Origin of the sequence: Burkholderia sp. Bp9012, from assembly GCF_003853825.1 — a bacterium.
GTDB lineage: Bacteria > Pseudomonadota > Gammaproteobacteria > Burkholderiales > Burkholderiaceae > Burkholderia > Burkholderia diffusa.
In genome coordinates, this window is sequence record NZ_QTQA01000010.1 from 69,870 (window position 1) to 96,488 (window position 26,619).

The 26,619-nt window shown below is 68.0% G+C and carries 27 protein-coding genes; 18 read left to right on the forward strand and 9 right to left on the reverse strand.

Annotation, left to right across the window (positions count from 1 at the left end):
• The first annotated feature begins 108 nt into the window (after window positions 1–108).
• Genes DIE11_RS15500 through DIE11_RS15520 form a run of 5 tightly spaced genes read left to right on the forward strand, consistent with a single transcriptional unit; the run spans window position 109 to window position 4,714 of the window.
• Window positions 109–330: a DUF2964 family protein gene (locus tag DIE11_RS15500; protein WP_059602720.1), complete on the forward strand. Its 222-nt coding sequence runs from the start codon at window positions 109–111 to the stop codon at window positions 328–330.
• Window positions 327–1,463, forward strand: a complete 1,137-nt coding sequence (locus tag DIE11_RS15505; RefSeq protein WP_124625252.1) for an ABC transporter permease — start codon at window positions 327–329, stop codon at window positions 1,461–1,463. Before DIE11_RS15500 ends, DIE11_RS15505 begins: the two co-directional genes overlap by 4 nt.
• The gene (locus tag DIE11_RS15510) at window positions 1,460–2,164 is read left to right on the forward strand and encodes an ABC transporter ATP-binding protein (protein ID WP_174919943.1); all 705 of its coding nucleotides are present in this window, start codon (window positions 1,460–1,462) and stop codon (window positions 2,162–2,164) included. Before DIE11_RS15505 ends, DIE11_RS15510 begins: the two co-directional genes overlap by 4 nt.
• Complete coding sequence (locus tag DIE11_RS15515) at window positions 2,161–3,246, forward strand: HlyD family secretion protein (protein ID WP_059602711.1); 1,086 nt, start codon at window positions 2,161–2,163, stop codon at window positions 3,244–3,246. The genes DIE11_RS15510 and DIE11_RS15515 overlap by 4 nt, the downstream gene beginning before the upstream one ends.
• The gene (locus tag DIE11_RS15520; RefSeq protein WP_124625258.1) at window positions 3,224–4,714 is read left to right on the forward strand and encodes an efflux transporter outer membrane subunit; all 1,491 of its coding nucleotides are present in this window, start codon (window positions 3,224–3,226) and stop codon (window positions 4,712–4,714) included. Before DIE11_RS15515 ends, DIE11_RS15520 begins: the two co-directional genes overlap by 23 nt.
• Before the next feature lie 61 nt (window positions 4,715–4,775).
• Here the strand turns inward: DIE11_RS15520 and DIE11_RS15525 are convergent, their stop codons facing one another.
• The gene (locus DIE11_RS15525) at window positions 4,776–5,225 is read right to left on the reverse strand and encodes a hypothetical protein (protein ID WP_124625261.1); all 450 of its coding nucleotides are present in this window, start codon (window positions 5,223–5,225) and stop codon (window positions 4,776–4,778) included.
• Window positions 5,226–5,498: 273 nt separating this feature from the next.
• Between DIE11_RS15525 and DIE11_RS15530 the strand changes: the two genes are divergently transcribed.
• Window positions 5,499–6,902, forward strand: a complete 1,404-nt coding sequence (locus tag DIE11_RS15530) for an MBL fold metallo-hydrolase RNA specificity domain-containing protein (RefSeq protein WP_124625264.1) — start codon at window positions 5,499–5,501, stop codon at window positions 6,900–6,902.
• 94 nt (window positions 6,903–6,996) lie between these two features.
• On the opposite strand, the gene DIE11_RS15535 is transcribed toward DIE11_RS15530, so the two are convergent.
• The 5 genes from DIE11_RS15535 to DIE11_RS15555 are packed head-to-tail and all read right to left on the reverse strand — an operon-like array spanning window position 6,997 to window position 12,145.
• Window positions 6,997–8,037, reverse strand: coding sequence for a zinc-dependent alcohol dehydrogenase family protein (locus DIE11_RS15535; RefSeq protein WP_124625266.1), 1,041 nt, complete (start codon window positions 8,035–8,037; stop codon window positions 6,997–6,999).
• Window positions 8,034–9,065 carry a bifunctional enoyl-CoA hydratase/phosphate acetyltransferase gene (locus tag DIE11_RS15540; RefSeq protein ID WP_124625269.1) on the reverse strand — a complete coding sequence of 344 codons (1,032 nt, stop codon included), beginning with the start codon at window positions 9,063–9,065 and terminating at the stop codon, window positions 8,034–8,036. The genes DIE11_RS15535 and DIE11_RS15540 overlap by 4 nt, the downstream gene beginning before the upstream one ends.
• Complete coding sequence (locus DIE11_RS15545) at window positions 9,062–10,882, reverse strand: alpha/beta hydrolase (protein WP_124625272.1); 1,821 nt, start codon at window positions 10,880–10,882, stop codon at window positions 9,062–9,064. Before DIE11_RS15545 ends, DIE11_RS15540 begins: the two co-directional genes overlap by 4 nt.
• Complete coding sequence (locus tag DIE11_RS15550) at window positions 10,879–11,625, reverse strand: beta-ketoacyl-ACP reductase (RefSeq protein ID WP_124625275.1); 747 nt, start codon at window positions 11,623–11,625, stop codon at window positions 10,879–10,881. The genes DIE11_RS15545 and DIE11_RS15550 overlap by 4 nt, the downstream gene beginning before the upstream one ends.
• A complete protein-coding gene (locus DIE11_RS15555) occupies window positions 11,615–12,145 on the reverse strand; it encodes a hypothetical protein (protein ID WP_124625278.1) in 531 nt (176 codons plus the stop codon). The genes DIE11_RS15550 and DIE11_RS15555 overlap by 11 nt, the downstream gene beginning before the upstream one ends.
• A gap of 190 nt (window positions 12,146–12,335) precedes the next feature.
• Between DIE11_RS15555 and DIE11_RS15560 the strand changes: the two genes are divergently transcribed.
• The 4 genes from DIE11_RS15560 (at window position 12,336) to DIE11_RS15575 (ending at window position 15,786) form a co-directional block, all read left to right on the forward strand.
• A complete protein-coding gene (locus DIE11_RS15560) occupies window positions 12,336–13,175 on the forward strand; it encodes a universal stress protein (protein WP_059602684.1) in 840 nt (279 codons plus the stop codon).
• A gap of 8 nt (window positions 13,176–13,183) precedes the next feature.
• A complete protein-coding gene (locus DIE11_RS15565) occupies window positions 13,184–14,383 on the forward strand; it encodes an acetate/propionate family kinase (protein WP_124625281.1) in 1,200 nt (399 codons plus the stop codon).
• A gap of 69 nt (window positions 14,384–14,452) precedes the next feature.
• Window positions 14,453–14,956, forward strand: coding sequence for a universal stress protein (locus DIE11_RS15570; RefSeq protein WP_124625284.1), 504 nt, complete (start codon window positions 14,453–14,455; stop codon window positions 14,954–14,956).
• On the forward strand, window positions 14,953–15,786 hold the full coding sequence (locus DIE11_RS15575) for a universal stress protein (protein ID WP_124625288.1): 834 nt from the start codon (window positions 14,953–14,955) through the stop codon (window positions 15,784–15,786). Before DIE11_RS15570 ends, DIE11_RS15575 begins: the two co-directional genes overlap by 4 nt.
• Before the next feature lie 55 nt (window positions 15,787–15,841).
• Here DIE11_RS15575 and DIE11_RS15580 read toward each other — a convergent pair whose 3' ends face one another.
• The gene (locus DIE11_RS15580) at window positions 15,842–16,312 is read right to left on the reverse strand and encodes a universal stress protein (protein WP_124625291.1); all 471 of its coding nucleotides are present in this window, start codon (window positions 16,310–16,312) and stop codon (window positions 15,842–15,844) included.
• Between the two features lie 248 nt (window positions 16,313–16,560).
• Here DIE11_RS15580 and DIE11_RS15585 point away from each other — a divergent pair, with 248 nt between their 5' ends.
• The 3 genes from DIE11_RS15585 (at window position 16,561) to fnr (ending at window position 20,358) form a co-directional block, all read left to right on the forward strand.
• A complete protein-coding gene (locus tag DIE11_RS15585) occupies window positions 16,561–18,555 on the forward strand; it encodes a PAS domain S-box protein (RefSeq protein ID WP_124625296.1) in 1,995 nt (664 codons plus the stop codon).
• Complete coding sequence (locus DIE11_RS15590) at window positions 18,552–19,199, forward strand: response regulator transcription factor (RefSeq protein WP_124625299.1); 648 nt, start codon at window positions 18,552–18,554, stop codon at window positions 19,197–19,199. Before DIE11_RS15585 ends, DIE11_RS15590 begins: the two co-directional genes overlap by 4 nt.
• 385 nt (window positions 19,200–19,584) lie before the next feature.
• The gene (gene fnr, locus DIE11_RS15595; RefSeq protein WP_124625303.1) at window positions 19,585–20,358 is read left to right on the forward strand and encodes a fumarate/nitrate reduction transcriptional regulator Fnr; all 774 of its coding nucleotides are present in this window, start codon (window positions 19,585–19,587) and stop codon (window positions 20,356–20,358) included.
• A 25-nt stretch (window positions 20,359–20,383) separates the two neighbouring features.
• Here fnr and DIE11_RS15600 read toward each other — a convergent pair whose 3' ends face one another.
• Entirely contained in the window at window positions 20,384–21,373 is a 990-nt protein-coding gene (locus tag DIE11_RS15600; RefSeq protein ID WP_124625305.1) for a zinc-dependent alcohol dehydrogenase family protein, read from the reverse strand.
• Between the two features lie 173 nt (window positions 21,374–21,546).
• Between DIE11_RS15600 and DIE11_RS15605 the strand changes: the two genes are divergently transcribed.
• From DIE11_RS15605 to DIE11_RS15625, 5 genes are all read left to right on the forward strand, one after another.
• Window positions 21,547–22,554, forward strand: a complete 1,008-nt coding sequence (locus DIE11_RS15605; protein ID WP_124625309.1) for an Acg family FMN-binding oxidoreductase — start codon at window positions 21,547–21,549, stop codon at window positions 22,552–22,554.
• Window positions 22,555–22,573: 19 nt separating this feature from the next.
• The gene (locus DIE11_RS15610; protein ID WP_124625312.1) at window positions 22,574–22,918 is read left to right on the forward strand and encodes a c-type cytochrome; all 345 of its coding nucleotides are present in this window, start codon (window positions 22,574–22,576) and stop codon (window positions 22,916–22,918) included.
• A gap of 22 nt (window positions 22,919–22,940) precedes the next feature.
• The gene (locus DIE11_RS15615) at window positions 22,941–23,969 is read left to right on the forward strand and encodes an LOG family protein (protein WP_124625315.1); all 1,029 of its coding nucleotides are present in this window, start codon (window positions 22,941–22,943) and stop codon (window positions 23,967–23,969) included.
• Between the two features lie 174 nt (window positions 23,970–24,143).
• Window positions 24,144–24,344 carry a hypothetical protein gene (locus tag DIE11_RS15620; RefSeq protein WP_226117513.1) on the forward strand — a complete coding sequence of 67 codons (201 nt, stop codon included), beginning with the start codon at window positions 24,144–24,146 and terminating at the stop codon, window positions 24,342–24,344.
• Between the two features lie 153 nt (window positions 24,345–24,497).
• The gene (locus DIE11_RS15625) at window positions 24,498–26,255 is read left to right on the forward strand and encodes a SulP family inorganic anion transporter (RefSeq protein WP_124625321.1); all 1,758 of its coding nucleotides are present in this window, start codon (window positions 24,498–24,500) and stop codon (window positions 26,253–26,255) included.
• Between the two features lie 83 nt (window positions 26,256–26,338).
• Here the strand turns inward: DIE11_RS15625 and DIE11_RS15630 are convergent, their stop codons facing one another.
• Entirely contained in the window at window positions 26,339–26,578 is a 240-nt protein-coding gene (locus tag DIE11_RS15630) for a hypothetical protein (protein ID WP_124625324.1), read from the reverse strand.
• Between the last annotated feature and the right edge of the window lie 41 nt (window positions 26,579–26,619).

Genomic DNA, 26,619 nt, shown 5'->3' on the forward strand with positions numbered 1-26,619 from the left:
AATCGTGCCGGAGCGCGGCACGCGATCATGACGCCATGTCTTGCGCAACCAGTGGCAGCTACGTTGACGGCAACGCCGTCCACGGCGGCCGCTTCCCGGGAGAACGTCATGATGGGTCTGCCATACCGAAGCGCGCTTGCGACGCTCTGCGTGTTCATCGCGCTCGCTTCGCTGCTGGGCGTCGTGCATGCGATGCTGATCGACGAGACGGTCGTTCCGTACGCGATCATTGCGCTGGTGTCGGGCATCGTCGCGTTCATCGCGCAGCTCGATCCCGCGTCGTCCGGACATCAGCGGCACGGACCGGACGCGCTGGATTCGTCATCGTGAACGGTATCCTCCGTCTCGCGTTCAAACTGCTCGTCAACGACAGTGCGAAATTCACGGCGTTGACCGTCGGCATCACCTTCTCGGTACTGCTGATGATCGAGATGACGTCGCTATTCGCCGGCATCCTGAACAAGTCGTCGGCGTCGGTCATCAATATTGGCGCGAAGGTCTGGGTAATGGACCCGGCCGTGAAGACGATCGCGAACAGCATCGGCATGCCCGACTACGTGCTCGACGCCGTGCGCAGCATCGACGGCGTCAAGTATGCGGTGCCGCTCTATTCCGGCGGCGCGCTCGTCAAGCTGCGTTCCGGCACCTACCAGGCCGTGACGGTCGTCGGCCTCGACGACGCCAGCCTGTTCGGCCGCCCGTCGATGCTGCAGGGCCGCATCGAGGACATCTACGCGGAAAACGGCTTCATCGCGATTCAGGATCCCGAGTTTCGGAAGCTCGAGAATCCGTCCGTCGGCACCGATTTCGAACTGAACGACCATCGCGGCGTGATCGTCGGCATCGCGAAGGTCGCCGCGAGCGGCCTGTTCGGCACGCCGACGCTCTACACCACGTACGCGCGCGCGATCCGCTACATTCCGTCGCCGCGCTTCACGACCTCGTACATCCTCGTCGAGCCGAAGTCCGATGCGGACGTTGCACACATCAAGGCAGTGGTGACGTCGCTCGGCTATCGCGCGTACACGCGCGACGAATTCATCGCGCAGATCGCGCGCTTCTACAAGTACGAGACGGGCCTCGGCACCAACATCATGCTGATGACGATCATCAGCTTCATCATCGGCCTGTCGATCTCAGGGCAGACGTTCTACGCGTTCATCCTCGAGAACCTGGACAAGTTCGGCGCGCTGAAGGCGATCGGCGCGAAGAGTCGCGAGCTGGTCGCGATGATCCTGTTCCAGGCGACCTTCACCGCGCTGACCGGCTACGGTATCGGCGTCGGGCTGTGCGTGCTGATGATCACGGTCGCCAAGCTGAGGATTCCGGACTACGCGGCGCTCATCACTTACGGCAATCTGTCGCTCGCATTCGGCATGGTGGTCGTGATCGCAACGATCTCGAGCTATCTCGGCGTGCGGCGCGTGCTGCGCATCGAGCCGTTCGACATCTTCCGGGGCTGACGATGGCCGGCATCGCGATCGACGCGCGCGGCGTCAGCAAATGGTTCGGCGAAGGCGATGCACGCACGCAGGCGCTGCGCGACGTATCGATCCAGGCGAACTTCGGCGAGATGCTGCTGATCGTCGGGCCGTCCGGCAGCGGCAAGACCACGCTGCTCAGCGTGATCTCGGGCATCCTTCGGCCCGACGACGGCTCAGTGTCGATCGACGGCGTCGATCTGTGGGCGCAGTCGAACGATTCGATCGCCGATTTCCGGCTGAACCGGATCGGCTTCGTGTTCCAGGACTACCACCTGTTCCCGCGGCTCACGACCGCGGAAAACGTCGCGATCCCGCTGATCCTGAAGCGCCGGCCGTGGGACGACGCGATCAAGGAAGCGCACACGTACCTGGACGTCGTCGGGCTCGCGAACCGCGCGCAACTCCCGCCCGTCAAGCTGTCCGGCGGCGAGCAGCAGCGCGTCGCGATCGCGCGCGCGATCGTCAGCCAGCCCGACCTGCTGATCCTCGACGAGCCCACCGCGTCGCTCGACGGCGACACGGGCCGCATGATCATCGACTTCGTCAAGCACAAGGTGCTGAGCGACACGCGCTGCATCGTGATCGTCACGCACGACGCGCGGATCTTCGAATACGCGGATCGCATCCTGCGGATGGAAGACGGCAGGCTGAACGGGATCGAGCGCGGAGGTGCGCGATGAAGCACCGCCTCGTGTTCGTGCTGGCCGTGCTCGGCTTCCTGGCAAGCGTCGCCGCCGCGTGGCTCTACAGCCGCCAGGAACCGCCGCAACCGCCGGTATTCAAGCCGGCCGCCAATCCGTACGCGCGCGGCGTCTATGCGAACGGCATCGTCGAGAGCGAGCAACCCGCCGGCGCGAACGTGAACGTCTATCCGGACGTCTCGGGCGCAGTGACGCGCATCCTCGTGCACGACGGCGATCCGGTGAAGGCCGGCGACGCGTTGCTGACGATCGACGACGCGGTACAGCGCGCCACCGCCGCCCAGCTCGCGGCGCAGGCCGACGCGGCCGTCGCCCTGCTCGACGAACTGAAGGCGCAGCCGCGCCGCGAGGTGCTTGACGTTGCCAGTGCGCAGACCGCGGCCGCGCAGGCGAGCCTGAAGCTCGCCCAGGACCAGTACGACAAGCAGCGGCACGCGTACGACATCGATCCGAAGGCGGTGAGCCGCGACGCGCTCGACACGGCCGCAAACGCGGTGCGCGTCGCGGCGGCCAACCTGGACGTCGTCACGCGGCAGTATCGCCTGACGAAAGCCGGTGCCTGGGGCTACGACGTGCGCAACCAGGAAGCGCAGGCCATCGCGCTGCGGCGCGCGGCGGATGCGGCGGCCGCCCTGCTCGCCCGCTACACGCTGCGCGCGCCGGCCGACGGGACCGTTCTGGCGATGAACGCGGCGGTCGGGGCCTACCTGAACTCGCAGGGGCTCTACGACACCTATACGCGCGGCAGCACACCGGTCGTGGTGCTCGGCACACCGGCCGACCAGCTGCAGGTGCGCTGCTACATCGACGAAATCCTGATCCACCAGCTACCCGATCTGCATGCGTTGAAGGCGCACATGTTCGTGCGCGGCACGTCGGTCGAGGCCGATCTCCAGTTCGTGCGCGTGCAGCCGTACGTCACGCCGAAGATCGAGCTGTCCGACCAGCGCACCGAGCGCGTCGACGTGCGCGTGCTGCCGGTCATTTTCCGTATCGTGCCGAACAGGAACGTGCGGCTGTTTCCCGGGCAGATCGTCGATGTCTACGTCGCAGGCAAATAACGGAGCCCGTCGCGCACCCGCGCTGCGCCGCGGAGCCGGCGCGCTGGCCGTCGCCGTGCTGCTCGCCGGATGCACGGTCGGGCCGAATTTCGTCCCGCCGCCCGCGCCGCGCGTCGCGCACTTCGTGCCGCCCGACGATCCGGGCGCGGCGTCCGGCCCCTGGACCGGCGATGGACGGACGCAGGCGTTGTCGGCGGACACGGCGCTCACGCGCGACTGGTGGACGCGCTTCGGCAGCCGCGCGATCGACTTGACCGTCGACGAAGCACTGACCGGCAGCCCGACGCTCGATCTCGCCGAAGCGACGCTGCGGCGCAGCGAGCACGCGCTGCGGGCCGGCCAGGGGATCTTCTTTCCGCAGCTGGATGCACAGGCCGGCGCGTCGCGCCAGCGCGCCACGCCGCTGCGCACCGGCCAGGCATTGCCGGCATCGATCTTCAACCTGTTCACGCTGTCGGCGACGGTCAGCTACACGCTCGACCTGTGGGGCGGCGAACGGCGCCAGGTCGAAGCGCTCAAGGCCGACGTCGATGCGCAACGGCAGGCGCTGGCGGGCGCGTATCTGATGCTGACCGCGAACGTCGTCAATACGATGGTCGCGCGCGCGGCCTATCACGACGAAGCCGCGGCGACGCGCGAGATGATCGGCCTGCTCGACGAGCAGATTCGTCTGACGCGCATACAGGTGGCGGCCGGTGCGGCGGCCTACGTCGCGGTGCTGACGCTGGAATCGCAGCGGGCATCGCTCGAGGCGACGCTGCCCGCGCTCGACCAGAAGCGTGCGCAGGCCGACGATCTGCTCGCGCTACTGGCCGGCCGCTACCCGGTCGACTGGCGGACGCCGGATCTGTCGCTCGACGGGATCGAATTGCCCGCCAGCCTGCCGGACACGGCGCCGTCGTCGCTGGTGCGCCGCCGCCCCGACATTCTGCGGGCCGAAGCCGAACTGCACGTGGCCAGCGCGCAGGTCGGTGTCGCGACGGCCGCGCTCTACCCGAACCTCACGCTGTCCGCATCGGGCGGGTTCGAAAGCGTCGTCGCCGGCACGCTGTTCGCGCCGGCCAGCCGCGCATGGAGTGTCGGCGCCGGGCTCGCCGCGCCGCTCTTTCATGGCGGCACGCTGCTGAACCAGCGGCGCGCCGCGCAGGATGCGTACGACGAAGCCGATGCGACCTATCGGCAGGTCGTCCTGTCGGCGTTCTCGCAGGTGGCCGACACGTTGCGCGCGCTTGCGAACGACGCGGCGGCGCTCGATGCGCAGGCGCGCGCAATGGCCGCGGCCCGTGACGCGCTGAAACTCACGCAAGCCGGTTACGACGCGGGGATCGCCGGCTACGTCCAGTTGCTGGTCGCCGACGTGCAATACCATCAGGCGCGGATTGCGTGGCTGCAAACGGTCGCGCAGCGCCTGCAGGACACGGTCGCGTTCTACGTCGCGCTCGGCGGCGGCTGGGGCGATGCGGGCTGACACGCGCGCCGCACGGGCATTCAGCTCCGTTTCAGGCCCATTCAAGCCCGTCTGGCCCCATTCAGCCCGTCTGCGCCGCGACGTCGGGCCGCTGCCACGGCGGCAATTCCGCCCAGCCGAGCGGCCCGTAGACGGTGCCGCCGGCGGCCTCGATCCTTTCGACGAACGTGGCGAGCGTCGCCCCGGCCGGCACGGTCAGTGTCAACGCATCGACGAAATCCTCGCTGCGCAGCCATGGCGCCGCGCCGTGATTGATCTGCTGGACGCTCCACGCGTGCCCGTGCCGCCCGGCCTCGGGCGGCAAAAGACTCGGCGCGTCGAACGCGACCCGGAGCAATTGCGCGCGCGAATCGCTGTACGGCGGTTTCGCGGCATTCTGGTACGGCACGTCCGCCCAGCGCTCGCCGCATTGCTCGTCGAGCGGCAAGCATGTGAACCACGCCCACGGCGAGCGGACGAAGCACAGCCGGTAAAGGGGCCCGGCGCCATCCAGATTGGCGATCAACGTCATGATGGGTTCATCCCGAAAGACTCGTGATGCCGATACGCATCGCGCGCACGGCATGCGCGGATAACGGGTCACGACACGACACCGCATGCGCGCACGAAATCACTATCCTGCCGCCGCCGCGGCTCGCAGTTGATCGTCGTCAAACCGGGCGCCGTCGGGGATTCTCGCCCGGACGGCATGGTGATCCCTCAATTCCTGATTTCGGTCAACCGCTGCCCGCGCGTTCGGAATCTAATCGACTTACTGTTCCGTCGACTTCCGGTGAGGCAATCCATGAAACTGACATTTCTCGGCGCGACCGAGACGGTGACCGGCTCGAAGTATCTGGTCGAGCACGGCGGCCGGCGCGTCCTGGTCGATTGCGGCCTGTTCCAGGGGACGAAGAACCTGCGGCTGCGCAACTGGGGAGCGCTGCCGCTCGCGCCCGACACGCTGAGTGCGGTCGTGCTCACGCACGCGCACATCGATCACACCGGCTATCTTCCGGTGCTGGTACGCGAAGGCTATCGCGGGCCGGTGTACTGCACGGCGGCCACGGCCGAACTCTGCGACATCATGCTGCGCGACAGCGCGCGGCTGCAGGAAGAGGAAGCCGACTTCGCGAACCGGCACGGTTACTCGAAGCATCATCCGGCGCAACCGCTCTACACGCTGGACGACGCGCAGCGCGCGCTACGCCTGCTGAAGCCCGTCGCCTTCGACGAATGCACGGCGCTGGGCGGCAGCCTGTCGTTCCGCCTGCTCCCGGCCGGGCACATCCTCGGCGCGGCGAGCGTCGTGATGCACTGGGATCACAAGGTGCTCGCGTTCTCGGGCGACCTCGGCCGGTATCACGACCCGATCATGCAGCCGCCGCGCCCGCCCGCGCATGCGGACTATCTGGTCGTGGAATCGACATACGGCGACCGGCTCCATCCGACGTCGGATCCCGAGAACGAACTGGCCGCGATGTTCGACAAGACCTTCGCGCGCGGCGGAGTCGTCGTGATGCCCTGCTTCACCGTCGGCCGCGCGCAGGAAATCCTGCACTACATCGCGCGGCTCAAGGCGTCCGGCCGCATGGCGCGCGTCCCGGTGTTCCTCGACAGCCCGATGGCGACGGACGTGACCGAGATCTATCGTCACCATATCCTCGAGCACCGCCTGACCGTCTCCGACGCGAATGCGCTCGGCCACGCTGCGACGATGATCCGCTCGGTCGACCAGTCGAAGGCGATTGCCGAACACCACGGCCCGATGGTCATCATCGCCGGCAGCGGGATGGCGACGGGCGGGCGCGTGCTGCATCACCTGACCCGCTATGCGCCCGATGCGCGCAACACGATCGCGCTGGTCGGCTATCAGGCCGCCGGCACGCGCGGCGCGGCGCTGGCGGCGCACGAGCCGACGCTGAAGATTCATGGCGAGTACGTTCGCGTGCGCGCTCAGGTCGAGTCGATCACGACGCTGTCGGCCCATGGCGACTACGAAGAGATTCTGAAGTGGCTCGGCACGATGCAGTGCGCGCCCGTGCGGACGTTCGTCACGCATGGCGAACCCGCTGCTGCGGACGCCATGCGCCGGCGCATCTCGGAGAACCTGCACTGGCGGTGCGAGGTGCCGACCTACGGGCAGTGCGTCGATCTGGACGAGGCTGAATCAAGCAACACGCAGGAACCCGCCGCGCTGTCGTCCTGACTGCCGGCGAATTGCCGACGAATCGCGGGCGAAATGCCCGCCGCGCGTGACGGGAGGCGGAGGCCACCGGTTCCCGCCGCGCACGGCCCGGCAATCAGCCGACTTCGATGATGACCTTCAACGCATGGGTTTGCGCGGCGCGCCCGAACGTGTCGTACGCGCGTTCCACGTCGTCGAGCGAGAACCGGTGCGTGATCAGGCGCGCCGGATCGAGGCGTCCGGCGCCCACGGTTTTCAGCAGCATCGGCGTGCTGACCGTGTCGACGAGCCGCGTCGTGATCGAGATGTTGCGATCCCACAGCTTCTCGAGGTGCAGGTCGGCCTTGACACCGTGCACGCCGACGTTCGCGACGACCCCGCCGGGTGCCACGAGCGACGTGCACATCTCGAACGTCGCCGGAATGCCGACCGCTTCGATCGCGCAATCCACGCCCACGCCGTCGGTCAGCTTCATGACTTCCGCCACCGGGTCGCCGCCGCTGCCGTCGAAGCAGTCGGTCGCGCCGAAACGCCGTGCAACCTCGAGCCGGTTGCTGTCCGGATCGATCATGATGACCCGCGCGGGCGAATAGAACTGCGCGGTCAGCAACGCGGCCAGCCCGATCGGCCCCGCGCCGACGATCGCGACCGAGCAGCCCGGCTGCACCTTGCCGTTCAGCACGCCGCATTCGAATCCGGTCGGCAGGATGTCGGACAGCATCACGAGCGCGTCCTCGTCCGCACCGGCCGGAATCCGGTACAGGCTGGTCGGCGCATGCGGGATGCGCACGAACTCGGCCTGCGTGCCGTCGATCCGGTTGCCGAGTATCCAGCCGCCGGTCGTGCAATGCGAATACAGTCCGCGACGGCAATACTCGCAGCGGCCGCACGACGAGATGCACGAAATCAGCACGTGATCGCCGGGCTTCAACGAATCAACCGCGGCGCCGACCTGCTCGACGATGCCGACGCCTTCATGACCGAGAATTCGGCCCGGTTCGCACGTCGGCACGTCGCCCTTGAGAATGTGCAGATCGGTGCCGCAGATCGTCGTGCGCGTCACGCGGACGATCGCGTCGGTGGGCGACTGCAGTTCCGGTTTGGGCCGCCGTTCGAGCGCCTTGCGCCCTGGGCCGTGGTAAACGAGTGCTTTCATCGCGATTCCTCCATCGAAAGGGGGGCCTGTTCAGGCATGGGGGCGGCGTCAGGCCGGACCTGTGCCAGCAACACCGCGAGCGCACACGAGGCGACCCGGACGGCGACGCCGTCGGCGCGGCTCGTCAGCACGATCGGCACGCGCGCGCCCACGACGACGCCCGCGTTGGCGGCACCGCCCAGGTATTCGAGCTGTTTCGCGAGCATGTTGCCCGCTTCGATATCGGGCACGACCAGGATGTCGGCACGGCCGGCAACCGGCGAGTCGATTCCCTTCTCGCGCGCGGCCCGCAGCGATATCGCGTTGTCGAACGCGAGCGGGCCGTCGACGATCGCCCCCGTGATCTGCCCGCGCTCGGCCATCTTCGCCAGCGCCGCCGCGTCGAGCGTCGAGCGCATCGCCGGATTGACGGTCTCGACCGCGCACAGCACGGCCACGCGCGGGCACGCAACGCCCAGCGCATGCGCGACGTCGATCGCGTTCTGCGTGATGGCCGCCTTCTGCGCGAGATCCGGTGCGATATTGACGGCCGCGTCGGTCAGCAGGAACGGGCGCGGATAGGCGGGCGCCTCGATCAGGAAACAGTGAGACATGCGCTTGTCCGTGCGCAGGCCCGATTCCGCGGCGACGACCGCGCCCATCAGCTCGTCGGTATGCAGGCTGCCCTTCATCAGCGCGCCGACGCGGCCCGACTTCGCGAGCTCCACCGCCCGGGCCGCCGCCGCGTGGCTGTGCGGCACGTCCTCGATCGTCCATTTCGACAGATCGACGCCCGCCTCGTCCGCCACGCGCAACACCTTCGCACGCGGCGCGACGATCAGCGGCTCGATCGACGCGCCCAACGGCGACGCATTGATCGCGGCAAGCGCGACGAGACTGGCCGTGTCGCACGGATGCACGACGGCCACCGTCAGCGGCGGCGCGTGGCGCGCACGCTCGATCAGTTCGGGAAGTTCGCCGTCCGCGCGCGGCAACAGCCCGGGCAGGCACGCGCCGACGGACACATCCGGATGCAGGTTCATGTTCATGTCTCGAGCACGTAGGTGCCGGGTGCGGCGCCGAAGCCGGCGGCCGGCATCCGCGCCGGCACGTCGCCGGACGAATGCGCGCGCAACCAGTCGCGCCAGCATGTCCACCACGATCCGTCGACCGCGGGTGTTTCGCTCACGAAGTCGTGCCGGCTGCGGTAAGGTGCGCCGGGCGCGCGCGTCGCGCAGCGATAGTGGCGCCCCGGATGCCCGGGCTCGGACACGATGCCGGCATTGTGGCCGCCGGAGGTCAGCACGAACGTCAGCGCGTGATGCGTGAGCAGATGCAGCTTGTAGACGGAATGCCAGGGCGACACGTGATCGCGTTCGGTTCCGACCACGAACGTCGGCACGTCGATATCCGACAGCGCGACCGGTCGCCCGTCGACGCAGTAGCGGCCGGCCGCGAGATCGTTGTCGAGAAAGAGCCGCGTCAGGTATTCCGTATGCATGCGATACGGCATGCGCGTGGTGTCCTCGTTCCACGACATCAGGTCATTCGGCTTGGTGCGCGTGCCGAGCAGGTATTCGCTCATCATGCGCGACCAGATCAGGTCGCGCGCGTTCAGCAGCTGGAACGCGGCGGACATCTGCGCGCCGTCCAGGTAGCCCTGCCGCCACATCAGCGCATCGAGCGCGGACAGTTCGCTCGCGTCGATGAAGAGGCCGAGTTCGCCGGGTTCGCTGAAATCGGTCTGGGCCGCCAGCAACGTGACGGACCGCAATGCGTCGTGCTGCCGCCCGTCGCGCGCGAGCGCCGCCGCAGCGATCGCCAGCAGCGTGCCGCCGAGGCAGTAGCCGACCGCGTGGACGGCTTCGCCGCAGGTCGACCGGACGGCGTCGAGCGCCGCCATGCACCCGTCACGCAGATAATCGTCGAGCCCGAGCTCGCGCGCCTCCGCGCCAGGATTGCGCCACGACACGGCAAACACCGTGTGGCCGGCATCGACCAGGAAGCGGATCAGCGAATCGTGCGGCTGCAGGTCGAGGATGTAGTACTTCATGATCCACGACGGCACGATCAGGATCGGCTCGCGTGCCACGGTGGGCGTCGTCGGGTCGTATTGCAGCAACTCGCACAGCGCGTTGCGCCACACGACGCGGCCCGGCGTGATCGCCACGTCGCGCCCCGGCAGATAGCTGCGAGTGTCGCGGGCCCGCGTGCCGCTCGTGCGATCGAGCAACGCATTCGCGTCGTCGAGCCAGTTCCGGAAGCCTGCCGCGAGATTCGCGCCGCCGCTGCGCATCGTCGCGTCGAGCACGACCGGGTTGGTCGCCAGGAAATTGCCCGGCGAGCACGCGTCGAGCCACTGTCGCGCGATGAACCCGACCAGTTCCTCGTGGTGCCGTTCGACACCCGGCACGCCGCGCGTCGCGTCGCGCCACCAGCGCTGGATCGACAGGAAGCCGTCGCGATACGCGCGAAACGGCCATCCGGCCCACGCGGGGGCGGCGAAGCGCGGATCGGCCTGCCCGGCGTGCACGGCCAGGCCGCTCGTGTCGGCCTCGTCGGCCTCGCCCTCGCCCCGGCTTGCGGCCGGTGCAGCGGCAGCCAGCCACGCCTGCGTCGCGAGCTCGAAGCATTTTCCCGGCGACACGGCCAGATGGGCGCCCCAGTCGAGCATGGCCAGCGCCATCGACACGGGCGACAGCCCGAAGGTCATCGCGGCCACGTTCGCATGCGCGGCGCGGTTCCATTGTTCGGCGGGCGACGTGCGGACCGGCGTGCATTCGGCCGCGCGCGACGCCGGTTCGCTCGTACCCGTTGGCCGCATCGATTCGTGCTCGATCGGCAAGTGCATGACGGATGCTTTCATCGCATGTGCATGCCGCCGTTGACGTCGAATTCCGCGCCCGTCGCGAAAGCCCCCGCGTCGGAACACAGGAAGGCGACGAGCTCGGCGATTTCGTCAGGATTGCCAAGGCGGCCGACCGGAATCTGCGGCAGGATCTTCGTGTCGAGCACTTCCTTCGGCACCGTCTCGAGCATCGCGGTCGCCAGATAGCCAGGCGCAACCGTGTTGACCGTGACGCCGTGGCGCGCGAGCTCGAGCGCCAGCGCCTTCGTGAAGCCGTGGATGCCAGCCTTCGCGGCCGCGTAGTTCGCCTGCCCGTATGCGCCGCGCGAACCGTTCACCGAGCCGATGTTCACGATCCGCCCGAAGCCGGCCTCGATCATTCCCGGCACGAACGGCTTCGTCATGTTGAACATGCCGTCGAGATTGGTGCGCAGCACCGCATCCCACATGCTCTTGGTCATCTTCACGAAGGTGGCGTCGTGCGTGATCCCGGCGTTGTTGACGAGCACGTCGACGCGCCCGAACTCGGCCAGCACGCGGGCCCCGCAATGCTGGCACGAATCGTAGTCGGCGACGTCGACCTCGAACGCGTGGAACGTCCTGCCCGCCTCGCGTTCGTGCGTGAGCCACGTCGCGACGTGGTCGTTGCCTTCGGTGTGCGACACCGCCACCGTCATGCCGGCATCGTGCAGGCGACGGCTGATCGCGGCGCCGAGCCCGCCCATGCCTCCCGTGATGAACGCGACACGTTCAGCGCGCATGGCCGTTCTCCCGTGCGCCGGCCATGCCGTTCAGGCGGCGGGGGGCACCCGGCGCCGCGCCGGCCACGTCCTCGATCCCGCGTTCCAGTGCCGTCATCCAGTCTGCCCACGGCATGCTGGCTTCGTTGACCACGGCCAGTCGTTCCAGATCGGGCAACCAGTCGGTCTGATAACGCGACAGCGCGCCTGCGCCGCATTCGCGCGCCCAGGTGCGCCATGCGCCGGCGCTCTCGTATTGCGCTCGCATGCACAGCTCGGTGGCATCCTGCCAGATCGCGACGCTCGCGATCGCGTAGTCGCTCATCACCTGCCGGGCCGCCTCGCCGAAGGCCGTCCACTCCTTCGTGTCCGCAAGCGCCTGCTGCAGATGACGAACCGCGTCGCGGTCGCGCTCGATGCGCCGCCCTGCCAGCGCATGCCATTCATGCTGCCAGTCGCGGTTCTGCGCGACCATGCGCAACGCGAGATCGCAGCCCGCGCGGCAAACGTCATTCGGTGTCGTCAAAGCGTACGTACTCATCGGCTTTCCTCTTTCGATCCGGTCAATGGGTTGGCATTCCGCCACATGCCGCCTGCCCGGGATCGGCATCGCGACCGCTTCACTGTGCGGGCATCGCGCAAGGGGGCCGTTGATCTGAGTCAAGTACGCGGAAACCCTGCTCCGTAGACTGGATTGCACTGGCGGTTCCCCCGTCGATGGAGCGATCCCGATGAGCTACAAGAGCATAGTCGTGCACCTCGATTCGAGCGCCCGCGCGCATTCGCGGCTCGAGCTCGCGTTGCGTCTCGCCCGGCGCTTCGGTGCGCATCTGACCGGCCTGTACGCGGTCTACACACCGGAACCGCATTCGTTCTACGTGATGGCCGGGTCCGCCGATTACTTCCGTGAACACCGCGAACAGCGCGACGAACGGCTCGCCGCGCTGGAACGCCTGTTCCATGCGGAGACGGCCCGCGCGAAAGTGCAGGCCGCCTGGGTGCGTGCCGACGATCGCGCGAACCTGGCCGTGCCGCGCGCCGCACGCCTGGCCGACCTCGTGATCGCGGGCCAGAGCGACCCGAACGATCCCGAGACCTTCATCGACGACCAGTTTCCTGAAAACCTCGTGTTGTCCGCCGGTCGCCCGGTGCTGTTCGTGCCGTACACCGGCGAATTCCCGTCGATCGGCGAACGGGTGTTCGTCGCGTGGGACGGCAGCCGGGAAGCGGCCCGCGCCGCGCAGGACGCGATTCCCTTTCTCGAACACGCGAAGCGCACGACGGTCGCTGCCGTGATCGACGGCAATTCGGAAGCGGCAACCACGCGTATTCCGGCCGCCGACGCCGCGCTGATGCTGGCGCGCCATGCACGCGACGTGAACGTGCTCGATATCGACGCCGGCGCCGGCTCGGCGATCGGCGACACGTTGCTGTCGCGCGCTTATGAAACGGGTTCCGACCTGCTCGTGATGGGCGCCTACGGCCATCCGCGCTGGCGCGAGCTGGTGATGGGCGGCGCCACGCGCACGGTGCTGGCGTCGATGACGCTGCCAGTGCTGATGTCGCACTGAGCCGGCCGATGCGTACGCTCGCACTGCTCGTCGTGAATGCCGGTTCGTCGAGCGTCAAGTTCTCGATCTTCGCGTATCCGCCGCACGGCGATCCCGTGCGGCAGCCGTTGCACGGCGGCGAAGCGGTCGCGGCCGGCAACAGCGTGTCGATCCGGTTCGATGCCGATTCGGACGGTTCGTTGCCGCTGGTCGGCGGCGATCCCTACCGCGCCGTGCTCGCGCAGATCGCGATGTGGATTCGCGTACGGTTGCCGCACATCACGCTGGGTGCGATCGCACATCGCGTCGTACACGGCGGCGCGCGATACGTGGAGCCGATGATCGTCGACGGTGAAGCGCTGGACGCGCTGCGCACCCTGACGCCGCTGGCACCCTTGCATCAGCCGCACAGCCTGGATGCGATCGACGCGCTGCGCGACGCGTTTCCGGATGTCCCGCAGATCGCCGTGTTCGACACGGCGTTTCATCGCACGCTGCCGCGCGTCGAGCAGCTGCTGCCGTTGCCGCACGCGTGGTTCGACCAGGGTGTGCGCCGCTACGGATTCCATGGGCTGTCGTACGAATACCTGTCCATCGCGCTCGCCGAATCGTTCGGCGCACGTGCGCATGGCCGCGTGATCGCCGCCCATCTCGGCAGCGGCGCGAGCCTGTGCGCGCTGCGCGACTGCCGCAGCGTCGCGACGACCATGGGCTTCTCCGCGCTCGACGGATTGATGATGAGCACCCGCTGCGGGACGCTCGACCCTGGCGTCGTCCTCCACCTGCTCGAGGTCGGCAAGCTGTCCGGCGACGCACTGGGACACCTGCTGTATCACGAGTCGGGGCTCAAGGGCGTGTCGGGGGCATCCGGCGATCCGCGCGTGCTGCTCGCTTGCGAAGCGGCCGGCGACGAGCAGGCCCGCGACGCGCTGGCGCTGTACGTCCATCGCATCGTGCGTGAAACCGGCGCGCTGACCGCGCTGCTGGGCGGCCTCGACATGCTGGTCTTCACCGCCGGCATCGGCGAACACTCGGCGGAACTGCGCGAGCGGATCTGCGCGTCGCTCGGGTGGCTCGGCATCGCGCTCGACGCGCGCGCGAATGCCGCCCACGCGCATGTCGTGTCGTCCGCGTCGAGCGCGGTCACCGTGGTCGTCGAACCGACCAACGAAGCCTGGGTCGCGGCGCGCGCCGCGGTGCGCGTGCTGCGCGGCAACCGCGACGGTTGATCCAGATCAGCGCGATCGGCGTGCGCGCGCCGATGATGATTGCATCAACATCCGTTCAGGGGACACGTCATGTACTCGAACATTCTGGTTGCGCTCGACGGCAGTGATACGTCGTCCCGCGCACTCGACGCCGCGCTGAACCTCGCGTCGGAGACGGGTGCACGGCTGACTCCCGTCTATGTCGTCGATTTCCTGGTGCCGGCCTACGACACGTACGGATACGACCCGTCGATCCTGATCGATGCATTCCGCGAGGAAGGGCTGCGCGTCACGGACGACGCGGCGAAACGCATGAAAGCGCGCGACGTGGCCGGCACGCCGCGGATCTCCAATGTCGCGCCGGCGGGTGAAGACGTCGCGCAACACATCGTCGGTCTCGCCGGCGAGATCAACGCCGACCTGATCGTGATGGGCACGCACGGCCGGCGCGGTTTCCAGCGCCTCTTCCTCGGCAGCGTGGCCGAGCGCGTGCTGCGTCAGGCCAAGTGCCCGGTCCTGATGATTCCGGCGAGCAGCGCGGCGAAGGCGTCCGCCAGGACCACCGCGGCATCAACCGAAAAGGAGCCGTCATGAGCTACAAGACCCTGCTCGTTCATCTCGACGACAGCGAGCGCTGTGCGACGCGCGTCGACCTCGCCCTCGAACTCGCGGGACGCTGGAACGCCCATCTGATCGGCCTCTACGTGGTTTGCCAGGACCTCTTCGAGCCGTTGCGACGGCCCGACGAACCGCTGAAGCTGGCGGTCTACGAACGCCTGTGCGACCAGCGGCGCAAGGACGCGGAAGAAAGGTTCCTGATCGCCGCCGAACGCGCCGGGCGCAGCGTCGAATGGCAGGCGCCGACCGGCAACGTCACCGAGGCCGCGGTGCTGCATGCGCGCCACGCCGATCTGCTGGTGCTCGGCCAGGAGAACCCCGACGACCGCATGACCTACGTCGCACGGCATTTCGTCGAGGACGTCGTGATGGGCAGCGGGCGCCCGGCGCTCGTCGTGCCCTACGCGGGCGACGTGCGCACGCTCGGCGAGAACGTGCTGATCGGCTGGGACGGCGGGCGCGAGGCCGCGCGCGCGATGGCCGACGCACTGCCGCTGCTCACCCGCGCGCGCTTCGTCAACGTCGAGACGGTCGCCCGCGGGCAGCCCGATCCGGACAAGACGCCGGCGGGTGTGGACGTCGCCGCGTATCTCGAACGGCACGGCATTCGCGCGTCGTTCTCGACCACGCCGCGCGAACGGTCGGTGAGCGTGGGTGCGACGCTGCTGAACCGGGCGACCGACCTGCACGCGGATCTGCTGGTGATGGGCCTGTACAGCCATGCGCGCATGCACGAACGCGTGCTGGGCGGCGCGACGCGCACGATCCTCGAGACGATGACGGTGCCGGTCCTGCTGTCTCACTGAGCGAACCAAAACGGGGGCAGCCACTTGCGGCTGCCCCCGTTTCCTGCTCCGACCGTCACAACATGCTGGTGCAGGCGCCCGGCCCCTCCCGTACGACCAGCACCGGCCGATTTGCGATTCGCACCAGCGATTCGGCGACGCTGCCGAGCAACGCACGGCGCACGCCGCGCCGGCCATGCGTGCCCATCACGATCAGATCCGCATCGCATTCGTCGGCGGCTCGCGCCAGCACGTCCGAGATGTCCTCTCCGCACGCGTCGATCGTTTGCGCGATGCCACGCACGCCGGACAGCTGGAACGCGGTTTCCGCGTCCGAGACCGCGATAGCGGCCTTGTCCGCGTCCAGTCCTGCCGGATCGCGCTGGTCGATATAGCCGCTGTCGACGTCGGCCAGCCGCGGCGCATCCGATACCACGCACATGGCGATGACCAGGCTACCCGAATCACGGGCGAGCGAAATCGCCTCGTCGAGCGCGAGCCGCGCACTGCGGCTGCCGTCGAGTGCCACAAAGATCCTTTGGTACATGGTGCCTCCCTGCCGCCGTCCGGGTTCGACCGGTTCGTGAAACCAGTCTGATCCCGGCGGGCGCCTTTCCGTTGACGCGGGTCAAGCACGCACGTTGCCGCCCGTACGAATCGGTCCCGATTGGCGAACGTCAGGAAAACGCGCACAATCCGGGGCGATATCGCAGTTGCGGCCCGCCCCGCTGTTCGTGCCTCGCGTCCGGCCCGCCGCCAGCCAGCCACCGACGAAGTCCGTCAGGATCAACGGCAATGACAACGAATTCGCCCCCCTCCAGGGCCGGGCCGGCGTCGCACCGGACTCGGCCCGCGCGATATGCAGCCATGGCCGCGCTACTGACGCTGGCGCTTGGCCTGACTGCAACGTTTGCGGCGTCCCGGGTACTGCAGAACGGGGCACGGCACGTCGCCCAGGCGAGGTTCGAGCAAACCGCGATACTCGCGACGGCCGACCTTCGGCGCACCCTCCTCGGCGCGGCTGCCGTATTGCGCAGCGCGCGCGGCTTTGCGTCAACCCTGCCCGCGCCGCAATCCGGGGCTGCGTGGCGCCGCTATCTCGCCAGTCTGAATCTGGACGGATTGCAGTCGCCCGTCCGCAGCCTCGGGAGAATCGAGCCGAGCGCGGCGGAGGACAATCAGGCGACCCGGCAGGCGCTGCAGCGCACGGCGGAAACCGGCAGGGTCGCGCTCGCCGCGAACGCGATCCAGGACAGCACTGATTCGATGATTGCCCGGACGGACCTGACGCTGTACCTGCCGATTTATGGGAACACTCAAGATATCGCTTCGTCCGGGCCGCAGCACGCGACGGCCACCGGGTACGTTTTTGCGGCGCTGAATCCGGATCGCCTCGTCGATTCGTCCGTTCTCGACCGCTTGCACCTGGAAATTACGGCCGACAATCCGGCCGCGCCGGTGTACTCCGGAGGCGTCGGCGTCGGCGACTCGACTGCCGCACGCGACATGCTCCAGCGAACCGATTCGCTGACGTTCGGCGGCACGCCGCTCTCGCTGCGCTACAGCGCGCCGCGCGCCGACACGTCCGGCTTCATGATGGCCGTCCTGCTGGCCGGCACCGCGCTCTCGCTGACGCTGGCCGCGCTCGTGCAGCAGGTCGTCGCGAAGCGAGGGCTCGCCGCTCTACCCGCCGGCGACAGCCAACCCACCGAGGCGCGGATGATGGGCATCATCCGGTCGTCGATGGAGGCCATCATCACCGTCGACGAAAGCCAGACGATCGTGATCTTCAACCCGGCAGCCGAACGCGTGTTCGGCGTCTCCGCGATGGAGGCGGTCGGTGCGCCGCTGTCCCGCTTCATCCCCGAGCGCTTCCGCGCCGCGCATGCGCGACACGTCGAGCAATTCGGCGTGACGGGCGTGTCGGAGCGCCAGATGGGGCGGCAGCGCGTGCTGTTCGGCTTGCGCGCCGACGGCACCGAGTTTCCGATCGAGGCGTCGATCTCGCAGATTCGCGACGGCACCGGCAAGCTATACACGGTCATGCTGCGCGACGTGACCGAGCGCATGCGCGCGGAAAATGCCCTCAAGCAGTCACGCGAGGAACTGCGCGACCTGTCCGCCAACCTGCAGAACGTGCGCGAGGAAGAGAAGACGCGCATCGCCCGCGAGTTGCACGACGACCTCGGCCAGCAACTCACCGCGCTCAAGATGGATCTCTCGGCCGTCGAGCTGGGGCTCGGTGGTGTTGTCGCCCCCAATACCGGTGTGCGCGAGCAGTTGGGCGGCATGCATCGCCTGATCGATTCGATCGTTGCGTCCGTCCGGCGCATCGCGGCCGATCTGCGGCCGGTGATGCTCGACGACCTGGGCCTCGTCCCGGCGATCGAATGGCTTGCAAACGATTTCACGCGCCGCTACCGGATCACGGTCGACCGGGACATCGCGCCCGTCGATACCGCGTTCACCGGCACCGGCGCGACCACGCTGTTCCGCATCGTGCAGGAGGCGCTGACCAACGTCGCGCGACACTCGGACGCGACGAACGTGAAGCTGGCATTGAAAGTGGAAGGCGGATATTGCATGCTGCGCATCGCGGACAACGGTCACGGCGCACCGGAGCACACCCGCGATGCGCAGGAACGCCCGTCGTTCGGCCTGATCGGCATCCGCGAGCGCGCGCACATGCTCGACGGGACGGTGACGATCGACAACCGGCCGGGCGCGGGATTCACGATCACCGTGGCGCTGCCGCTTCACGCCATCCAGCAAGGAGATGTGCTGTCATGATCAGGGTACTCATCGCCGACGACCACGCACTCGTCAGGGAGGGTCTTCGACACATCCTGCAGAGCGCGAGCGGTTTCGAGGTCGTCGGGGAAGCGCACGACGGTGCCTCGACGATCGCGCTCATGCGCGACAGGGACGCCGACGTGCTGGTGCTCGACCTGTCGATGCCCGGCCGCAACGGTGTCGAACTCATCAAGCAGGTCAAGGACGAGAAGCCGGGATTGCATATCCTCGTGCTGACGATGCATGCCGAACAGCAATATGCGGTGCGTGCGTTCCGGGCGGGCGCCTCGGGCTACATGACCAAGGAAAGTGCCAGCGCCGAACTGGTCGCTGCATTGAGCAAGATCGCGGCCGGCGGCGTCTACGTCAGCCTGACGATGGCCGAGCAGTTCGCGCAGAGTCTGAACGAGCCGACCGATCTCCTGCCGCACCAGCGCCTGTCCGACCGCGAGTTCGACGTCTTCCGGCGCGTCACCACCGGCGAGTCGATTTCCGAAATCGCGCAGGCGCTCTGCGTCAGCGTCAAGACCGTCAGCACGTACAAGACGCGGATCCTCGAGAAGATGCAGATGCCGAACGACACGGCACTCGTGCGCTACGCGATGCGCCACAAACTGTTCGAGGACCCGGACGACCTCTGACGGCGGCATCCGGCATGGCCGCGCCCCGGTCTTGATGCCCCGAAAGTATCGCTGACGACGGCCATGCGGGCGCGGCGACGCTCGCGACAAGTTGCCGCGCCTTTGTAGGAACCCCCCTACAAGACTTCCATCTCACCTACGCCAACTTCAATTCCGGCTGATTTTCTTGACGTTGCGCAACATCCATACTGCACATCAAGAAAAGCGAACACACGTGCCTCCCGGAGCCAAGGCCGCATCATCGACGAGACCGGCATATCGGTCTCCCGGCGCGTCCGGTGGGGTTTTCCCGACAGGAAGGCGGCAGAGACCAAGGCCGCCGGTACAACGGTCAGCGCACCCCGCCCGACGGCGAGCCGCCGCTGCCCCCGAACTGGAGCCGATCATGCAGAGCAGTGCAGAAGTCTTGACGACCATGCCGTTACGCCCGTTCATCCCGCTGCACGCCGTCGAACCGACGGATCAGCCCAAGCGCGCCGCGTCCCGTTGTTCGACGTGTGCATTGCGTACCGTCTGCCTGCCGCCCGATCTTTCGCCCGACGATTTCGTGCGCGTCGACGCGATGATCTGCACGACGCGCCACGTCAGGCGCGGCGAAACGCTATTCCGCGCGGGCGACGCATTCAACAGCATTTATGCAGTGAGAACCGGATCGTTCAAGACCATCGTGATGCATCGCGACGGCGACGAGCAGATCACCGGCTTCCAGATCGTCGGCGAATCGCTCGGGCTCGATGGCGTGCACACCGGGCACCACAACGGCGACGCGATCGCGCTCGAGGACAGCACGGTCTGCATCATCCCGTTCGGCCAGCTCGAGCAGATGTGCCGCGAAGTGCGTCCCATGCAGCATCACGTGTATCAAATGATGAGCGGCGAGATCGTGCGCGAATCCTCCCAGATGCTGCTGCTCGGCACGATGAGTGCCGAGCAGCGGGTGGCCGCGTTCCTGCTGAATCTTTCCGCGCGCTTCAAGGCGCGCGGCTACTCGGCCGCGGAATTCGTGCTGCGGATGACGCGCGACGAGATCGGCGAATATCTCGGCATGAAGCTCGAAACGGTCAGCCGCATGCTGTCGAAGTTCCAGCACAAGGGGCTCGTCGCAGCGCAAGGCAAGCAGATCCGGATCGTCGATTCGGACGGCCTGCGGCAGATCTGAGCGCGCCGCGAAGCCGTCGAGGCGATCAACCGCGCATGCCCAGCACGGCGGCGCCCGATACGCGCCCGCCGCGCAGGTCGTCGAGTGCGCGGTTCGCATCCGTCAGCGCGTAGCGCACCGCCTCGACCCGCAGCGGCATCGCGGCGGCGATCCGCATGAATTCGACTGCGTCCGCACGCGTCAGATTGGCCACCGATGCGATGCGGCGCTCGCCCCACAGCCACGCGTACGGAAAGCCCGGGATGTCGCTCATGTGAATGCCGCCGCACACGACGATCCCGCCTTTGTCGACCGCGCGCAGCGCGGCCGGCACCAGAGCGCCCACCGGCGCGAAAATCAGCGCGGCATCGAGCGGCTCCGGCGGCGCTTCGTCGCTGCCGCCGGCCCACGCGGCACCCAGCGACAGCGCGAGCTGCTGCGCCGCCACGTCGCCGGGCTTCGTCAGCGCGAACACCTTGCGTCCTTCGAAATGCGCGACCTGCGCGACGAGATGAGCCGCCGCCCCAAAACCGTAGATGCCGATGCGGCGTGCGCCGCCCGCCATGCGCAAGGTTCGATAACCGATCAGGCCGGCGCACAGGAGCGGCGCCGCCTCCAGATCGGAATAGCGTTGCGGCAGATGCACGCAATAGCGGTGATCGGCGACCGCGCACTCGGCATAACCGCCGTCGATCGTATAGCCGGTGAATCCGGGGCTGTCGCACAAGTTCTCGCGGCCGGACGTGCAGTACGCGCAATGCCCGCACGTCGACCCTAGCCAGGGAACGCCTACCCGGTCGCCTACGGCGAAGGCCGTCACGCCTTCGCCCAGTCGGCGCACCGTTCCGACGATTTCGTGCCCTGGAATCAGCGGCAGCTTCGGGTGCGCGAGCTCGCCGTCGACGACGTGCAGATCGGTCCGGCACACGCCGCACGCATGTACGTCGATCAGCAGCTGGCCCGCCGCGGGCGACGGATCCGGCACGCGTGCTTCGCGCAAATGCGGTGTCGTGCCGTCAAACATCATCGCAAGCATGCTCGCCTCCCTGCGCGACCGGTTTCGCGCGCTTCGCTCCCCAAGCGTAGTCGTCGGGGACCGCCTGCGTTGGCCCCGATGAAGGGCGCTTGACGTGGGTCAACGGCTGCGGGACGGTTGCTGACACGATGAAGTGGCGTATCGCCGCCCGCGCGGCAACCTGGAGATGATCGATGATATCCGTTCCCCCGCTTGCCGCAAGCGCCCATCCCGACCATCAGTTGAGGGAGTTGCTGGGCTACGCGGTGCTGGCTCCGTCCAGCCACAACTCCCAGCCGTGGCGCTTCCTGGTCAACGGCGCCACGATTTCCTTGTGCGCGGATCGCGTTCGCGCGTTGCCCGTGGTCGATCCGTTCGATCGCGAACTGATCATCAGCTGCGGCGCGGCGTTGCTCAACCTGCGTGTCGCGCTCGATCACGCCGGGCTCGCCCACACGATCAGCACGTTCCCTTCCGAAGTCGACCCCGATCTCCTTGCGACGGTCCGGATCTGCGACGACGGCTATTCCGATGCATCCCTCGGCGCGCTGTTCGACGCGATTCCTGACCGCGTCACGACGCGCGCCCCTTTCGAATCGACGGCCGTGCCGGACGAAATCCAGCAAGCGCTGATCGCGGCCGGTGTCGCGGAAGGCGCCGACGTCGCGTGCGTCGACTCGATCGCGCATCGCGCACGCGTCGCGGAGCTGGTCGCCGAAGCCGACCGTCAGCAGTTCGCGGACCCGCGCTTCAGGCGGGAGCTGGCGAGCTGGATCGATCCGCGCCGGCACGTCGACGGCATGCCGGCATTCGCGGCAGGCGTGCCGACGTTGCTGGACTTCGCCGCGCCCGTCGTGACGATGGCGGTACGGACCTTCGATCTCGGCAACGGGCTGGCCGCGCTGCATCACCAGCTCGTCGGCGCATCGCCGTTGATCGTGTGCATCGCGACCGTGCGCGACGATCGCGAAGCGTGGCTCGCCGCCGGCCAGGCGCTGGAGCGCATCCTGCTCGTTGCGACGCGCGCGGGCTATACCGCGTCGTACCTGAACCAGCCGATCGAGACGGCCGGGTTGCGTGCCCATCTATGCCATATGCTCGGACTGCGCGGCCAGCCGCAGTTGCTGCTGCGCGTCGGGCGCGGTCCGCATACGCCGCATTCGCCGCGTCGCCCGCTCGACGAAGTGGTCTCCTTCTCCTGATCTCGACGAGGAAACGAACATGAGCATCATGCGTTGCGCCGCCCTCTGCGCGATCGCCGTGACAACGGGAATGGCCGGCATGGCCGCCGCGCAGACGACCGTGCCCGAGCCGACCGAACTCGTCAACGCGCAGCACTGCATGTTCTGTCATACGCAAGACATGACGTTCCTCGGGCCGTCGTTTCACGAGATCGCCGAGCGGTACCGCGACGATCCGCACGCCGCCGCGGAGCTGGAGAGCAAGCTGCGCGTCGGCGGTCGTATGCATTGGGGCGACACGCCGATGCCGTCGGCCATCGATCGCGGCGGGCCGCTGTCTGCCGACGACGCGCACCAGCTCGTGCAATGGGTGCTGAGCCAGTGACCGTCGCACGGCGCTTCCGTTGATGTCGACCACCGTCAAACGCGCTCCGGCCGGCATGGCAAAAGGCAACGCACGCCGCCGTCCCGCCCCCGTCGCGACCATCGCGAAGGCGCCTGGCAAACGGCTACGCACGAGGCCCGATGCCGTCGTCCGCAAGGATGGCATCCAGCGCATCTCACGCCGCGCGCGGCGCACCGCCAAAATCCCGAACCGCGCCCGGGCCAACGACGATGCGACCGTTCTGGAAGGTTCCGGCATGCGCGGTATCCGGCTGCAATTCGATTACTGGAAGGCCGAGGAGCGCCTGCAGAACGAGCGGATCGGCCATGCGGTCGTGATTTATGGCAGCACGCGTATCGTCGCGCCGTCGGTCGCCAACGCGCGGCTGGACGAAGCGAATCGCCTGCTCGCGGAGCGTCCGCACGACCCGAGCCGGCGGCGCGCCGTCGCGATTGCGAGCCGGCTCGTCGAATACGGCGTGTATTACCGCGTCGCGCGCGAGTTCGGGCGCATCGTCGCCCATGCCGACCGGTGCACGCGCACCGCGCGGCTGGCCATCGTCACCGGCGGCGGCCCCGGCATCATGGAAGCCGCCAACCGCGGCGCCTACGAGCGCGGCGCCCCGAGCATCGGCTTCAATATCGAGCTGCCGCGCGAGCAGGCGCCGAATCCGTACATCACGCCGGATCTCTGCTTCCGGTTTCACTATTTCGCGATCCGCAAGCTGCACCTGCTCGAGCGCGCGAAAGCGGCCGTCTTCTTCCCTGGCGGCTATGGCACGTTCGACGAGCTGTTCGAGGTGCTGACCCTGTTGCAGACGCGCAAGATCGCGCCGCTGCCGGTCGTCCTCGTCGGCGAGGCGTACTGGCGCCGCGCGGTCGACTTGGCGTTTCTCGCGGACGAAGGGATGATCGACCGCCGCGATCTGGAACTGTTCACGTATTGCGAATCCGCCGCGGCGATCTGGCACGCGATCGGAAGCTGGTATGCGCGGCGTCGGGAACGCGCGCCGGCACGCTGCAAGGCGTCTGCGAAGCCCCGCGCAGTGTAGGAATCCGCCGACGACGCGGGCGTGTTTCCTACCGCGACTTCAGGGCCGGCTGATTGAATCGGGGGTGCGCGGCAACGATACTGAAACTACGGATACCGGCCGACCGGCACACCGATCGCACAACAACCTGGGAGAGACGTCATGTCACACGCCGACTATCGTTCCGATTCGGAGATGCGGGCCGCCACATCTGACACGTCCGACACAGCCGCGCTCGACACGGTGGCACTCGTCGCGCTCGCTCGAGACGCCGGCATGCTCGTGATACTCGACGGGCAGATCGGGCGCGAGCGGTACGAAAGCGTGACGGGATCGATCGCCACACTGGCCCGCTTCGCCCAGGCGCTGCAGCTTTCCACGCTCAAGGTGGCGTGATGCCCGGCGTCGTGGCGTCGTGCCTCGGCCTCCGTCGGCGCTGCGACGGTCCCTGTTGCTGCGCGGTTTCACGCGTCTATTCGGGGGTGGCCGCATTCCGATGAACGCCTGCCTGTCGGGGCAAGGCACCCCTTTCGTCCCGACCTTTCCGCGATGAACCGCCCGTTATCCGGACGGATCACCCGCATGCTCCCGGGTGTAGCGCTGCTCGCGCACTATCGTCGTGCGTGGCTTTCGCGCGACCTGTACGCGGGGATCGCGCTTTCGGCCGTCCTGGTGCCGGTCGGCATGAGCTACGCGCAGGCAGCCGGGCTGCCCGCCATCACGGGCCTCTATGCGTCGATTGCTGCATTGCTCGCCTATGCGCTGCTCGGCCCGAGCCGGATTCTCGTTCTCGGCCCGGATTCCGCGCTGGCGGCGCTGATCGCGGGTGCCATCGCCCCACTTGCCGCCCATGATCCGCAGCGCGCGATCGCGCTTTCCGGCGCGCTGGCGCTGTCGGCCGGCGCGATCTGCATCCTGCTCGGCGCGCTCGGTCTCGGCTTCGTCACCGATCTGCTGTCGCGCCCGATCCAGTACGGTTACCTCAACGGCATCGCCATCGCGCTCGTGGTCGGGCGGCTGCCCGAACTGTTCAGCATGCCGGTGTCGGGCAGCGACGTGTTTTCCAGCGTGCCGCACATCGTGCATGCCTTCGTCGACGGTCGTTTTTCCACCGCTGCCGGTTTGCTCGGCGTCGCGGTGCTGGCGACCATCATCCTGATCAAACGCGTGACGCCGCGCTGGCCCGGCATATTGATCGCCGTGCTGGCGGCAACGCTCGCCGCTCGCCTGCCGTCGTTGCACGGCGTCGCCACGGTCGGCGCGTTGCCGGCCGGCATGCCCACCCCGCACCTGCCGGCCGTCTCGCTTGCCGACGTGGGCGCACTTGCGTCCGGCGCGATCGCCGTCGCACTGGTGTCATTCGCCGACATCAGCATGCTGTCGCGCGCGCTTTCCGCACGGGCAGGCGATGCGCCGGACCGCAACCAGGAGCTGATCGCACTGGGCGCGGCCAATCTGCTCGCCGGCGTGACGCAGGGCTGCGCGGTCAGCAGCAGCGCGTCCCGCACACCGGTCGCGATCGCCGCGGGTGCGCAAAGCCAGGTCACGAATGTCGTCGCGGCCGCGTGCATCGCGATTCTGCTCGTTGCCGCGCCGATGCTGCTCACGTTCGTCCCGCGCACGGCGCTGGCCGCTGTCGTGATCTACGCGGCGTTCGGCATCGCCGACGTGCGCAGCGTCGTGCGGCTATACCGGATGCGCCGCGGCGAATGTCTGATTTCGATGCTGTGTTTCGCCGGCGTGATCGGCATGGGCGTCGTACCCGGCATCCTGCTCGCCAGCGCGCTGTCGCTGCTGTCATTCGTCTGGCGGGCCTGGCATCCGCACGACGCGTTGCTGGGCCGGCTGACGGGCGTGCGCGGCTATCACGACGTCGCGCGGCATCCGGACGCGGTGCAAACGCCCGGGCTCGTGCTGTTCCGCTGGGATGCCCCGCTCTTCTATGCGAACGTCGAGATCTTCTGCGAGCATCTGCTCACGGCGATCGCGCGAGCGGCGGATCCGGTCACGCGAGTCGTGGTCGCCGCCGAGCCCGTCACCGACATCGACGTCAGCGCCGCGGATCGGCTCGTGGCACTCCACAAGGAACTCGGGGAACGCGGCATCGCGATGAATTTCGCGGAGATGAAGGGGCCGGTGAAGGACCGCCTGCGCGCCTACGGCCTGTTCGACGTGTTCGGTGAGACCAGCTTCTTCCCGACCGTGACCGATGCGGTTGCCAGGCATGTTCGACGGCCGGAGCGACATACGCGTGGCTGCAGGAGAAAGCGCGCGCAGCGCCGGCGCGTCTCGCACAAGACGCGCTAGACGACTGCGGCGCGAATCGATGTGGCGCTCGCCGCATCGCGCGACGGGACCGACGCGTTCGTCGACCTGCCCCGCCCACCGGTTCAGAACGTGAAGGTGTTCGACTTCTTCATCTCGATCCACGTCATCCCGGCTCGCAGCGCGTCGATCGCGGCTTCGCGCTCGGTTGCATGCGTCCTGCTGTGCGAGAACGTTCGCTCGCAAGCGCCGTCCGGCGATTTGAGCGTGACGTGGATCCGGCAACAAAAGCCGCCGGATTCGGCCGCGACCGTCTCGATCGCGACCGACCAGTCCGCTTCGTGAAGTTCACCCGAAAGTGTCATCCGACCGCCCTCCTGGCCCGCCGCGAATCGCACATCCGCCA

Bases quoted from the DNA above. Each gene is read 5' to 3' on its own strand.
- DIE11_RS15500 (WP_059602720.1), top strand. From the start codon at position 109: ATGATGGGTCTGCCATACCGAAGCGCGCTTGCGACGCTCTGCGTGTTC.
- DIE11_RS15515 (WP_059602711.1), top strand. From the start codon at position 2,161: ATGAAGCACCGCCTCGTGTTCGTGCTGGCCGTGCTCGGCTTCCTGGCA.
- DIE11_RS15520 (WP_124625258.1), top strand. From the start codon at position 3,224: ATGTCTACGTCGCAGGCAAATAACGGAGCCCGTCGCGCACCCGCGCTG.
- DIE11_RS15525 (WP_124625261.1), bottom strand. From the start codon at position 5,225: ATGACGTTGATCGCCAATCTGGATGGCGCCGGGCCCCTTTACCGGCTG.
- DIE11_RS15530 (WP_124625264.1), top strand. From the start codon at position 5,499: ATGAAACTGACATTTCTCGGCGCGACCGAGACGGTGACCGGCTCGAAG.
- DIE11_RS15535 (WP_124625266.1), bottom strand. From the start codon at position 8,037: ATGAAAGCACTCGTTTACCACGGCCCAGGGCGCAAGGCGCTCGAACGG.
- DIE11_RS15540 (WP_124625269.1), bottom strand. From the start codon at position 9,065: ATGAACATGAACCTGCATCCGGATGTGTCCGTCGGCGCGTGCCTGCCC.
- DIE11_RS15545 (WP_124625272.1), bottom strand. From the start codon at position 10,882: ATGAAAGCATCCGTCATGCACTTGCCGATCGAGCACGAATCGATGCGG.
- DIE11_RS15550 (WP_124625275.1), bottom strand. From the start codon at position 11,625: ATGCGCGCTGAACGTGTCGCGTTCATCACGGGAGGCATGGGCGGGCTC.
- DIE11_RS15555 (WP_124625278.1), bottom strand. From the start codon at position 12,145: ATGAGTACGTACGCTTTGACGACACCGAATGACGTTTGCCGCGCGGGC.
- DIE11_RS15560 (WP_059602684.1), top strand. From the start codon at position 12,336: ATGAGCTACAAGAGCATAGTCGTGCACCTCGATTCGAGCGCCCGCGCG.
- DIE11_RS15565 (WP_124625281.1), top strand. From the start codon at position 13,184: ATGCGTACGCTCGCACTGCTCGTCGTGAATGCCGGTTCGTCGAGCGTC.
- DIE11_RS15570 (WP_124625284.1), top strand. From the start codon at position 14,453: ATGTACTCGAACATTCTGGTTGCGCTCGACGGCAGTGATACGTCGTCC.
- DIE11_RS15575 (WP_124625288.1), top strand. From the start codon at position 14,953: ATGAGCTACAAGACCCTGCTCGTTCATCTCGACGACAGCGAGCGCTGT.
- DIE11_RS15580 (WP_124625291.1), bottom strand. From the start codon at position 16,312: ATGTACCAAAGGATCTTTGTGGCACTCGACGGCAGCCGCAGTGCGCGG.
- DIE11_RS15585 (WP_124625296.1), top strand. From the start codon at position 16,561: ATGACAACGAATTCGCCCCCCTCCAGGGCCGGGCCGGCGTCGCACCGG.
- DIE11_RS15590 (WP_124625299.1), top strand. From the start codon at position 18,552: ATGATCAGGGTACTCATCGCCGACGACCACGCACTCGTCAGGGAGGGT.
- fnr (WP_124625303.1), top strand. From the start codon at position 19,585: ATGCAGAGCAGTGCAGAAGTCTTGACGACCATGCCGTTACGCCCGTTC.
- DIE11_RS15600 (WP_124625305.1), bottom strand. From the start codon at position 21,373: ATGCTTGCGATGATGTTTGACGGCACGACACCGCATTTGCGCGAAGCA.
- DIE11_RS15605 (WP_124625309.1), top strand. From the start codon at position 21,547: ATGATATCCGTTCCCCCGCTTGCCGCAAGCGCCCATCCCGACCATCAG.
- DIE11_RS15610 (WP_124625312.1), top strand. From the start codon at position 22,574: ATGAGCATCATGCGTTGCGCCGCCCTCTGCGCGATCGCCGTGACAACG.
- DIE11_RS15615 (WP_124625315.1), top strand. From the start codon at position 22,941: ATGTCGACCACCGTCAAACGCGCTCCGGCCGGCATGGCAAAAGGCAAC.
- DIE11_RS15620 (WP_226117513.1), top strand. From the start codon at position 24,144: ATGCGGGCCGCCACATCTGACACGTCCGACACAGCCGCGCTCGACACG.
- DIE11_RS15625 (WP_124625321.1), top strand. From the start codon at position 24,498: ATGAACCGCCCGTTATCCGGACGGATCACCCGCATGCTCCCGGGTGTA.
- DIE11_RS15630 (WP_124625324.1), bottom strand. From the start codon at position 26,578: ATGACACTTTCGGGTGAACTTCACGAAGCGGACTGGTCGGTCGCGATC.